At 66.9% G+C, this 11,532-nt stretch carries 8 protein-coding genes; 3 read left to right on the forward strand and 5 right to left on the reverse strand.

The window, feature by feature from the left end; translation table 11 throughout:
- Nucleotides 1-34 precede the first annotated feature (34 nt).
- The gene (uvrB, locus tag A5759_RS00280; protein ID WP_068192386.1) at nucleotides 35-2,185 is read right to left on the reverse strand and encodes an excinuclease ABC subunit UvrB; all 2,151 of its coding nucleotides are present in this window, start codon (nucleotides 2,183-2,185) and stop codon (nucleotides 35-37) included.
- A gap of 62 nt (nucleotides 2,186-2,247) precedes the next feature.
- On the opposite strand from uvrB, the gene A5759_RS00285 reads away from it, so the two are divergent.
- Together A5759_RS00285 and A5759_RS00290 are read left to right on the forward strand one after the other, a co-directional pair.
- Nucleotides 2,248-2,754: a DUF402 domain-containing protein gene (locus A5759_RS00285; RefSeq protein ID WP_197505908.1), complete on the forward strand. Its 507-nt coding sequence runs from the start codon at nucleotides 2,248-2,250 to the stop codon at nucleotides 2,752-2,754.
- A 196-nt stretch (nucleotides 2,755-2,950) separates the two neighbouring features.
- Nucleotides 2,951-3,475, forward strand: a complete 525-nt coding sequence (locus A5759_RS00290) for a hypothetical protein (RefSeq protein WP_066850189.1) — start codon at nucleotides 2,951-2,953, stop codon at nucleotides 3,473-3,475.
- Between the two features lie 4 nt (nucleotides 3,476-3,479).
- Here the strand turns inward: A5759_RS00290 and coaE are convergent, their stop codons facing one another.
- Both coaE and rpsA read right to left on the reverse strand, forming a co-directional pair.
- The gene (gene coaE, locus A5759_RS00295) at nucleotides 3,480-4,691 is read right to left on the reverse strand and encodes a dephospho-CoA kinase (RefSeq protein WP_068192394.1); all 1,212 of its coding nucleotides are present in this window, start codon (nucleotides 4,689-4,691) and stop codon (nucleotides 3,480-3,482) included.
- A gap of 73 nt (nucleotides 4,692-4,764) precedes the next feature.
- Nucleotides 4,765-6,210, reverse strand: a complete 1,446-nt coding sequence (gene rpsA / locus A5759_RS00300) for a 30S ribosomal protein S1 (protein WP_064395699.1) — start codon at nucleotides 6,208-6,210, stop codon at nucleotides 4,765-4,767.
- Between the two features lie 194 nt (nucleotides 6,211-6,404).
- Here rpsA and A5759_RS00305 point away from each other — a divergent pair, with 194 nt between their 5' ends.
- A complete protein-coding gene (locus A5759_RS00305; protein ID WP_064419757.1) occupies nucleotides 6,405-7,568 on the forward strand; it encodes a PrsW family intramembrane metalloprotease in 1,164 nt (387 codons plus the stop codon).
- On the opposite strand, the gene A5759_RS00310 is transcribed toward A5759_RS00305, so the two are convergent.
- Both A5759_RS00310 and polA read right to left on the reverse strand, forming a co-directional pair.
- Nucleotides 7,550-8,809, reverse strand: a complete 1,260-nt coding sequence (locus tag A5759_RS00310; protein ID WP_068192397.1) for a threonine/serine exporter ThrE family protein — start codon at nucleotides 8,807-8,809, stop codon at nucleotides 7,550-7,552. The genes A5759_RS00305 and A5759_RS00310 overlap by 19 nt on opposite strands.
- 40 nt (nucleotides 8,810-8,849) lie before the next feature.
- The gene (gene polA / locus A5759_RS00315; RefSeq protein WP_197505909.1) at nucleotides 8,850-11,510 is read right to left on the reverse strand and encodes a DNA polymerase I; all 2,661 of its coding nucleotides are present in this window, start codon (nucleotides 11,508-11,510) and stop codon (nucleotides 8,850-8,852) included.
- Nucleotides 11,511-11,532: the final 22 nt, after the last annotated feature.

Consider the following 11,532-nt stretch of genomic DNA (forward strand, 5'->3'; position numbering starts at 1 on the left):
GGGACTAGGGCCGAAGGTCCCGACGGGGTCCGTCCTACTTCAAACCCGCGGCGTCCATGCCGCGCAGTTCCTTCTTCAGGTCGTGGATCTCGTCGCGGATGCGCGCGGCCAACTCGAACTGCAGATCCCGCGCTGCGGCCATCATCTGTTCGGTCAGGTCCCTAATCAGATCGGCCAACTCGGCTCGCGGCATGTTCGAGGTGTCACGGCCCTCGATGATGCCTGCGCTGACCGCCCGCCCGGGCTCGCCCTGCGCCCTGCGGCCGCGCGACGCGTTCCGTCCCGAACCGCCCACTTCGACGTCGTCGGCTTCGCGGTACACCTGGTCGAGAATGTCGGCGATCTTTTTGCGCAACGGTTTCGGATCGATGCCGTGGGCCTCGTTGTAGGCGATCTGCTTGGCACGCCGGCGCTCGGTCTCGTCGATGGCTTCCCGCATCGAATCGGTGATGTTGTCGGCGTACATGTGCACCTCGCCCGACACGTTGCGGGCGGCGCGGCCGATGGTCTGGATCAGGCTGCGGGTCGACCGCAGGAACCCCTCCTTGTCCGCGTCGAGGATCGCGACCAGCGACACCTCCGGCAGGTCGAGACCCTCGCGCAGCAGGTTGATGCCGACCAGCACGTCGTAGTCGCCGAGGCGCAGTTGGCGCAGCAATTCGACGCGACGCAGCGTGTCCACCTCCGAGTGCAGGTAGCGAACCCTGATCCCCATCTCGAGCAGGTAGTCGGTCAGGTCCTCGGCCATCTTCTTGGTCAGCGTGGTCACGAGCACCCGCTCGTCGCGCTCGGTGCGCATGCGGATCTCCCCGATCAGGTCATCGATCTGCCCCTTCGTCGGCTTCACGACCACCTTGGGATCCACCAAACCCGTTGGACGGATGACCTGTTCGACGAACTCACCGCCGGACTGGCTGAGCTCGTACGGTCCCGGCGTCGCCGACAGGTACACGGTCTGCCCGATGCGGTCGGCGAACTCCTCCCAGGTGAGCGGGCGGTTGTCGACGGCCGAGGGCAACCGGAAGCCGAAGTCGACCAGGTTTCGCTTACGCGACATGTCGCCTTCGTACATGCCGCCGATCTGCGGCACCGTCACGTGTGACTCGTCGATGACCAGCATGAAGTCTTCGGGGAAGTAGTCCAGCAGCGTGGCGGGCGCGGAACCGGCGGGCCTGGCGTCGATGTGACGCGAGTAGTTCTCGATACCCGAGCAGAAGCCGACCTGGCGCATCATCTCGATGTCGTAGTTGGTGCGCATCCGCAGCCGCTGCGCCTCCAGCAGCTTGCCCTGGCCCTCGAGCTCGGCCAGCCGCTCCTCGAGTTCCTGTTCGATGGTCGAGATCGCGTGCGCCATGCGCTCCGGGCCCGCGACGTAGTGGGTGGCCGGGAAGATCCGCAGCGTGTCGACCTTGCGGACGACGTCTCCTGTCAACGGGTGCAGGTAGTACAGCTCTTCGATCTCGTCGCCGAAGAACTCGATGCGGACCGCCAACTCCTCGTAGGACGGGATGATCTCGACGGTGTCTCCGCGCACGCGGAACGAGCCGCGGGTGAACGCCATGTCGTTGCGGGTGTACTGCACGTCGACGAGCAGCCGTAGCAGCGCGTCGCGCGGCACCTCGTCACCGATCTTGAGCTCGACGCTGCGGTCCAGGTAGGACTGCGGTGTGCCCAGGCCGTAGATGCAGGACACCGAGGCGACCACGACCACGTCGCGGCGGGACAGCAGGCTCGAGGTCGCCGAGTGGCGCAGCCGCTCGACGTCGTCGTTGATCGAGCTGTCCTTCTCGATGTAGGTGTCCGTCTGGGCGATGTACGCCTCGGGCTGGTAGTAGTCGTAGTACGAGACGAAGTACTCGACGGCGTTGTGCGGCAACATCTCCCGCAGTTCGTTTGCCATCTGCGCGGCGAGCGTCTTGTTCGGTTCCATCACCAGCGTCGGCCGCTGGACCCGCTCGATGAGCCACGCCGTCGTCGCCGACTTACCGGTGCCCGTGGCGCCCAGCAGCACCACATCGTGCTCGCCCGCCTTGATCCGGCGCTCCAGCTCGTCGATGGCGGCCGGCTGGTCGCCCGCCGGCGAGTAGGGGCTGACCACCTCGAAGCGGTTGCCCGTGCGCACGATCGCATCGACGGGGCGGTACTCCGAGTGCGCTAGCACGGGGTGTTCAGTAGCGAAAGCCATAATCACTCAGGGTAAGCGCGTACTCCGACAAGTTCATTCCCGCTGCGCCCTATCCTGTTGTCATCCACGCTCCCAAACACGAGACGTTCGACCTCGTCGCCCGCACCAACACCGACCCGAAGGGCATCGTGCGGGCGGTCGACATCTACACGGTCCAGCCCTGGGGCCTCTACATGGCTCGTCCGACCCCGGGCCGGGCGCAGTTCCACTATCTGGAGTCCTGGCTGCTGCCCTCGCTGCGGCTGCGCGCGACGGTGTTCCACTTCAACGCAGGTCACGAGCTCGACCAGGACTACTACCTGGACGTGGGCCACTACACACCGGGCTCGAAGGTCTGGCACGCCGAAGACCACTACCTCGACCTGGCGGTCCGCACCGGCCGGGGCGTCGAACTCCACGACGTCGACGAACTGCTCACCGCGGTGCGGCACAACCTGCTGGCGCCCGAGACCGGAGAACAGGCGGTCCAGACCGCGGCGGCCGCGATCGACGGGCTGGCCAGGCACGACTACGACCTCAACCGGTGGCTTGGGGGTCTTGGCATGCCGCTCACCTGGCGCGACGAGTAGTCATGCCCGAACCACCCGACGTCGAGGGCTTCCGCAGGGAGCTGACCGTGAGCTGCCGGGGCGTCGCATCCGCCGCGTCGACGTACGCGACGCGGAATGGCTCCGGGTAACGAACCACCTGCAGTTACCGATCTTGATGTCGATGGCTACCGCTACGAATTTGTCTGCCCAGGCACGGCCGGTATTCTCTCGTCGCATGTCCCCCACAACGCGCATCCGGACCGCTGGCGCGACGGCCGCGGCGATGCTCGTGGGCTCGGTTCTGTTCCCGGGTGGCGCCGCGGCCCAACCGAGCGCCGAGACCGAGGCGCAGCCGGCGCCCGAAGTTCTGCACAACGTCATCTACCGAGCGCGTGCGGACGGTACCTCCCGCGGCGCGGTCGTCGCGTACAAGATGGACGACCACAACGTCAACAGCGCGCAGCCCACGCTGCTACCCGGTCAGACGTTCGAGGTGAACGCGGTGCTGGCCGACCCCCAACTGGCCGGCATGGAGATCTCCATCGAATGGCCCTACGGCTCCAACCTGCACTGCGAGATCCTCGTCGACGACCAGATCGTGGCCAAGGCCGACCAGTTCATCGCGCCGCGCCTGCTGCGGCCCAAGGACGACCCGATGTACGGGGTGCTGCAATGCGGTGCCCCGCTGAACCTGCCGACCGACGGGGCCGCCACCGCACCGACACCCGACGTCAGCACACCGTTGCCTCCCGAGGCTTAACGCCTCACGGCCGCCACCCGGTGGTGTCGGCCCACTCCCACGCACGCCGGTAGGCATCGAGGAACCAGGGCTCCTTCGCGTCGGCATAGGCGCCCGTGTGTACGTGCCCCTCCTCGGCGACGCGCCGCTTCAACGCGAGGTAGTCGGCCTGGACGCCGGGATTGGCACGCATCCAGTCCACGAACAGCAATGCGAACTGCTGGCCCGGCCATCCGTCGACGCTGATGTGAACGTTGGTCGGCCGCCCCGGATCGGCCGAGCAGTAAATACGCTTGTGCCACAACGCATCATCGTTCGAATGATCGAACTCGGCAACCGTGCTGCGGGCATCCGGCCTGGCGACGCCCGCAGTGGCCTGCCCGCGCACGTAACCCGCGCCGGTCAGCGCGTCGTCCAGTTCATCGGCATCCGCGAGCGAGGCGACCGTCACCTGGACGTCGATCACGTCCTTGGCGTCCATCCCCGGCACCGCCGTGGAGCCGACGTGGTCGACGCGGACGGCGCGGTGCCCGCATGCGGTGTTGAGCCGAGCCACGATGCGCCGCGCCTGCTCGGGCCAATTCGGGTCGAAGGGCACCAGGACCGGCTTGGAGTGTGCCTGCTGCTTTTCGTGCAGGTTGTGCGCGAACGGCAGGATCCGCTCGTGCCACAGCGCGCGGGCCTTCTCGACCAGTTCACCCGCGGTGCCCGAGTTGTCGAGCCAGACGTCGGCAACGGCACGACGCTGCTCCTCGGTGGCCTGCGCGGCGATCCGCGCCCGGGCGTCCTCTTCGGTGAAGCCGCGGTGCTCGAGAAGGCGTCTCACCCGCACCTCCTCGTCGGCGTGGACGATGACCACCAACGGAAACATCGGAGCCATACCGGATTCGACGAGTAGCGGGATGTCCTCGATGATCACGGCGTCCTCGGCCGCGGCCGCGATGAGCTCGGACCGGCGGTGGGCCACCAGCGGATGCACGATCCCGTTGAGGGTTTGACGCTTCTGTTCGTCGCTGAACGCGATCGCTGCCAGCGCGGGACGGTTCAAGGCGCCGTCGTCGTGCAGGATCTCCCTGCCGAACGCGTCGACGAGCTTGGCCAACCCTTCGGTCCCCGGTTCGACGACCTCGCGGGCGATCACGTCACCGTCGACGACGATTCCGCCCAGATCACTGAACGTCGAAGACACGGTCGATTTTCCGGCGCCGATACCGCCGGACAGCCCAATGCGCAGCACCGCACCAGTCTGTCAGGGCCGCTCGACGGCGAAGGCCCCGGCTCGGTGAGCCGGGGCCTTCGGTCGTTACGAGTTAGGCGTTGCCTGCGAGCTTCTCACGCAGCGCCGCGAGCTGGGCGTCGCTGGCCAGCGAGCCGCCTGCGGACTCCTCGCCGCGCGAAGCGCCGTTGGACCTGGAACCCGACGCCTCAACAGCTTCTGCTTCAGCAGCGGCGAACTTCTCCATCTGCGCGGTGTGCATCTTGTGTCGGCGCTCGGCCTCGGCGTAGCGGGACTCCCACTCCTCACGCTGCTTCTCGAAACCCTCGAGCCATTCGTTGGTCTCGGAGTCGAAGCCCTCCGGGAAGATGTAGTTGCCCTGCTCGTCGTAGCTGTCGGCCATGCCGTACTTGCTGGGGTCGAACTCCTCGGTGTAGTCCTCGTTGGCCTGCTTCAGGCTCAGCGAGATACGGCGACGCTCCAGGTCGATGTCGATCACCTTGACCATCGCGTCGTCGCCGACCTGGACCACCTGATCCGGGACCTCGACGTGGCGCTCGGACAGCTCGGAGATGTGCACCAGGCCCTCGATGCCCTCCTCGACGCGGACGAACGCACCGAACGGGACCAGCTTGGTGACCTTGCCCGGCACGATCTGGCCGATCGCGTGGGTGCGGGCGAAGTGCCGCCACGGGTCTTCCTGAGTCGCCTTGAGCGACAACGAAACCCGCTCGCGGTCCATGTCCACGTCGAGCACCTCGACGGTGACCTCGTCGCCGACGTTGACAACCTCGGACGGGTGGTCGATGTGCTTCCACGACAGCTCCGAGACGTGCACCAGGCCATCGACGCCGCCGAGGTCGACGAAGGCGCCGAAGTTGACGATGGAAGACACGACACCCTTGCGGATGGCGCCCTTGGTGAGCTGGTTGAGGAACTCGCTGCGGACCTCGGACTGGGTCTGCTCCAGCCATGCGCGGCGGCTCAGCACGACGTTATTGCGGTTCTTGTCGAGCTCGATGATCTTGGCCTCGATCTCCTTGCCGATATACGGCTGCAGATCGCGGACGCGACGCATCTCGACCAGCGACGCGGGCAGGAAGCCGCGCAGGCCGATGTCGAGGATCAGGCCGCCCTTGACGACCTCGATGACGGTGCCCTTGACGGCCTCGTCCTTCTCCTTGAGCTCTTCGATGGTGCCCCAGGCCCGCTCGTACTGAGCGCGCTTCTTGGACAGGATCAGACGGCCTTCTTTGTCCTCCTTGGTGAGGACCAGGGCTTCGACCTCATCGCCCACGGAAACGACCTCGTTGGGGTCGACGTCGTGCTTGATGGAAAGTTCTCGGGACGGGATGACGCCTTCGGTCTTGTAACCGATGTCGAGCAGGACTTCGTCCCGGTCGACCTTGACGATGGTTCCCTCGACGATGTCGCCATCGTTGAAGTACTTGATGGTCTTGTCGATGGCGGCGAGAAAGTCCTCGCTCGAGCCGATGTCGTTGACGGCTACTTGCGGCGAGGTGACGGAGGGACTTGGCATGTGGTGGGTTGCTCCGGACAGGTTTGATCGTAGGGACTTAGGACATTCGAGTTATTGGCTCGGCGCGGGCGCCGACATCGTGCTCTGTACCCGCCGCAGAAGATGACGAAAACCACAGACAGGTACCCGTAGAGGCTACTCGACTGGGCACATGCTGGACAAACTCGGTCCCCACCGGCCGCTAGTCTGCTCAGGTGTCACATCCCGGCGCCCCACATCACCCCTGGCTGCCTGCTCCGCCGTTTCAACGCAAGGTCCGCAGGGTCGGGGCGCCGTTGGCGGTGCTCATTCTGCTTGCCACCGTGGTCGGGCTCATCATCATCGGGCTGACCGCTCTCAATCCCATCGGGGCGGGGATCGGGCTGGTGCTGTCGAGCCTGGCCATGGTGGTCGTGGTTCTGGCCTACGTGTGGCTCGACCGCTTCGAGCCCGAACCGCCGCGGTTGTTGGCCTTCGCGTTCCTGTGGGGCGCCTCGGTCGCGGTGGTGCTGTCGGTGATCCTCGGCCTCTACCTCGAGTCGTTGATTGTGAGGGGTGACGCCGAGGGGGTCAGCGCGGTCTCGGTGGTGGTCATCGCCCCGGTCATCGAGGAAGCGGCCAAGGGCGCGTTCCTGTTGGTCATGATGACCGGCCGGCGCCGCCGCGAGCTGAATTCCCTGACGGACTGCCTGGTCTACGCGGGGTTGGTCGGTGCGGGATTCGCCTGGCTTGAGGACATCCTCTACATCGCCAGCGGTGAATCGCTCGGCGACTCGCTGCTGACAGCCGCGCTACGACTGGTCATGGCGCCGTTCGCGCATTCACTGTTCACCACGTTCTTCGGGATCGGCGTCTACTTCGCCCTGCACCGCCGCGACGCATCCGCCAAGGCCGGCGCCGTTCTGCTGGGCTACCTGGCTGCGGTGTTCACCCACGCACTCTGGAACGGTTCGTCGCTGCTGGGCGTCGAGTGGTATCTCGGGGTTTACCTGTACTGGATGATGCCGCTGTTCGCGCTGGCGATCGTCCTGGGCGTGCAGAGTCGCCGTCGTGAGCAGGCGATTGTCGCCAGCAAGCTGCCCGGCATGGTGCAGGCCGGCCTCGTCACACCCGCCGAGGCCACCTGGCTGGGCTCGCTGCGGCACCGCAAGCTGGCGCTCGCCCAGGCCGCCCGCCAGGGAGGGCGCCCCGCCCGCAACGCGGTCAAACGGTTCGCCGGCCAGGTCGTCGAGTTGGCGTTTGTGCGCGACCGCATCGACCGCGGGTTCGGCGATCCGCGGGTGCAGGCGATGCTGGTCGAGGAGACCCACGCGCTCTACGCCGCCCGCGCGGCTGCGCCGGTACTGCAGGCGATGGCCGGTTATCGCGGCGGGCGCTGACCAGGTCGCCGCCTACGCCGCCGCCAGCCCCCGGGGCGCCGGAACGCTTGCCACAACACCAGGCCGGCCTGCAGACCGAGCGCGACCGAGATCATCGAGATGAATGTCACCCCCAGCGCGGAGTCGCCGTCAGCGCCGAACAACTCGGCGATTCCGATCAACCCCATCGAGCCTGGGACCAGGAGCCAGAAGCCGGGCAGAATCATCGTGAGCGCCGGCGGCGCGCTGCGGTACCGGCTCATCAGCAGTGCAGCCACGGTCAGCACCACGCCGCCACAGAAGCCGCTCGCGTAGCTGCCCAGCACCAAGTCGCCGAGGTACTGGGCGATGAAGGCGGCGTAAGCGACCAGCAGCAGCCACGGCAGAAACGACGTCGGCGGCCCGAGAAACAGCATGACGCCGACGGCGTAGACCGCGACCCCCAGCCACGGGGCCCACGGCCCCAGTTTGTTCAACGGCTCGGCGCTCAGATGCGATACGTCCTCGCCGAGCAGCTGGGCGGCGATGAGGATTCCGAACACCAACTGGGCCAATTGCGCGAACCCGGCCACCAGCCGACTGGAACCCGACACCGCATCTCGGGCGGTGACCTCGATGACCGCCAGAGTGATCGCGGCACCGGGCAGGAACATCGCCAGCGGGGGGATCAGCGCGCGCAGCCCGATGTGGTCGAGCCCGAGGTACTCGGCGACGGCGATACTCACCGCGGCCACGGAGAAAGCGCTGACAACCGGCAGCAGCTGGGCGAGCACACCGAAGCGCTGCCCCACCATGGCGAAAATCCCGACCATCACACCGAGCACGGTGGCGCCGAGCAGGTTCAGCGGTGTGGGCTCGAGCACCAGCCCCAGACCGGCGCTCCACACTCCGTAGCCGAGTACGGTCATCCACGGCCGGAACCGGGGCCGCGAGGCCAGGATGCGGTCGAGTTCGGTGTCTCCCTCTGCGGGATCGATCGCGCCGCGCATGGCGTTGGAAACCAAGCGCGCCAACGGGAAAGCTTGGTCGAAACGCACATCGCGGTCCAGATGGGCCGACTTGGCGATCGTTCCCGAGCCGGTCGCCGGGCCCACGACCTGCACGGTGTTGGGTAGCACGATCACTTCGGTGGGGACGCCGTACGCGGCGGAGGCGCGGCCCAGCATCTGCCGGATCAAGGTCACCGGGTAATTCGCCGCGGCCATGGCCGCGCCCAGTCGGGCCAGGAACCGGATCTCGTCGTCTGTGGTCTTGTTGTCCATCACACGCGCCCGTGTCGGACCGTACCCGACGACCGGCTCGCTAGTGGGCTGCGGCGTCCCAGCTGCGGCCGTAACCGACGCTGACCTCGAGCGGCACGTCAAGCGGGTAAGCGTTGCCCATCTGCTCGCGGACCAGCGCCTCGACCGCGTCGCGCTCACCGTCGGCGACCTCGAACAGCAGCTCGTCGTGCACCTGCAGCAGCATCCGCGACTTCAGCCCCGCTTCCTTGAGCGCCGTGTCGACGTTGATCATCGCGACCTTGATGATGTCGGCCGCGCTGCCCTGGATCGGCGCGTTGAGCGCTGCACGCTCGGCGGCCTCGCGGACGTTGCGGTTGCTGCTGTCCAATTCCGGCAGATAGCGCCGCCTGCCGAACACCGTCGATGTGTAGCCGTCCTTGCGCGCCTGGTCCACCACGTTGCGCAGGTAGTCGCGCACCCCGCCGAAGCGGTCGAAGTACTGCTCCATCTGGACCTTGGCTTCTTCGGTGGAGATCTTGAGCTGAGCGGCCAGCCCGTAGGCGCTCAGCCCGTAGGCCAGCCCGTACGACATCGCCTTGACGCGGCGCCGCAGTTCGGCGTTGACCTCGTCGATCGGCACCGAGAACGCCCGCGATGCGACGAACGAGTGGAGGTCCTCGCCCGTGTTGAAAGCTTCGATGAGGCCCTCGTCCTTGGACAGGTGCGCCATGATGCGCATCTCGATCTGGCTGTAGTCCGCGGTCATCAACTCCGCGTAACCCTTGCCCACCACGAACGCGTCGCGGATCCGGCGGCCGGCGTCGGTGCGGATCGGGATGTTCTGCAGATTCGGCTCGGTCGACGACAACCGCCCGGTGGCCGCGATCGTCTGGTTGAAGGTGGTGTGAATGCGGCCGTCGGACGCCACCGAATTGAGCAGCCCGTCGACGGTGACCTTCAACCGCGTCGCATCGCGGTGGGTCAGCAGATGTTGCAGGAACGGGTGGCCGGTCTTGTCGAACAGGGATTGCAGCGCGTCCGCGTCGGTGGTGTACCCGGTCTTCGTGCGCTTGGTCTTGGGCATCTCCAGCTCGTCGAACAGCACCACCTGCAGCTGCTTCGGCGAGCCGAGGTTGATCTGCTTACCGATCACCGCGTACGCCGCCTCGGCCGCGTCGCGGATGTGGTCGGCGAACTCGCTCTGCAGCTGCCCCAGTTGCTCGAGGTCCACCGCGATGCCCGCGGTCTCCATCTCGGCCAGCACCCGCTGCACCGGCAACTCCATGTTGTTGAGCAGAGCGAGCGAGTCGATGCGGGCGAGTTCCTCGTCGAGCGCGTCGGCCAGGTCCATCACCGCGCTGGCTCGCAGTATCACGGTCTGCACGGCCTGGTCGTCGACGCCGTCATTGTCGTCGAGCAGCGAAAGTTGTTGTTGCTCCGGGTTTTCAGCGCGCAGTTCACGCTTGAGATAACGCAGCGAGAGGTCGTCGAGCGCGAAACTGCGCTGCCCTGGCCGCACGAGGTACGCCGCCAGCGCGGTGTCCGACGTGACGCCGGCGAGCTTCCAGCCGCGGCCTTCGAGGTCGTGCATCGCCAGCTTGGCTTCGTGCAGCGCTTTGGGCGGGCCGGGGTCGGCGAGCCACGAGGCGAGGGCGGCCTCGTCGTCCTCGGTCAACGTGGCGGTGTCGATGTAGCGCCCTTCGCCGTCGGCGGCGACGATACCCAGCGCCGTCGCGTCCGCGTCGAACGCCAGGTGCGTGCCGACGACGGCCAGCCCGAACCGCTTGCCCGAACTGTGCTCGGCCAGCCACGCGGCCAGCTCCCCCGCTTCCAGCGCCCCGCCGCGGACGTCGAAGCCCTGGTCGACCTCGGGATCCGCCGAGGCCAGCGTGTCGAACAGCCGATCGCGCAGAACGCGGAACTCCAGGTCGTCGAACAGCCGGTGGATCTGGTCGCGGTCCCACGGCTGCATGCGCAGGGTGTCGGGGGTTTGCGGCAGCGGGACGTCCCTGACCAGATCGGTCAGTTCCCGATTGAGCACGACGCTGGACAGGTTGGCCCGCAACGCGTCACCGACCTTTCCCTTGACGGTGTCTACGTTGTCGACCAACGCCTGCAGCGAGCCGAACTCCGCGATCCACTTGGTCGCCGTCTTCTCACCGACGCCGGGGATGCCGGGCAGGTTGTCGCTGGGGTCGCCGCGCAGCGCCGCGAAGTCCGGGTACTGCTGCGGAGTCAAGCCGTACTTCTCCAGTACCGCCTCCGGGGTGAACCGCGTCAGCTCGCTGACGCCCTTGCGCGGGTACAGCACTGTGACGTCATCGCTGACCAACTGCAGCGAGTCACGGTCGCCGGAGACCACCAGGACCCGGTAGCCGCCCTGCTCGGCCTGCGTGGCCAGGGTGGCGATGATGTCGTCGGCCTCGAAGCCCGGTTCGGCGAGCACGGTGATGCCCAGCGCGCCGAGCACCTCCTTGGTGATGTCGATCTGGCCGCGGAACTCATCGGGCGTCGACGAGCGGCCGGCCTTGTACTCGGGGTACTTGTCCACGCGAAACGTTTGGCGTGACACGTCGAAAGCGGCGGCGATGTGGCTGGGCTGCTCGTCGCGCAGGAGGTTGATCAGCATGGCGGTGAAGCCGTACACCGCGTTGGTGGTGAGCCCGCCCTGGGTCTTGAAGTTCTCGGCGGGCAGTGCGTAGAACGCCCGGTATGCCAGGGAATTGCCGTCGAGCAACATCAATGTCGGCTTCTGGTCCGTC

Origin of the sequence: Mycobacterium sp. 852014-52144_SCH5372336, from assembly GCF_001665615.1 — a bacterium.
In the GTDB taxonomy this organism is placed as follows: Bacteria; Actinomycetota; Actinomycetes; order Mycobacteriales; family Mycobacteriaceae; genus Mycobacterium; species Mycobacterium neumannii_A.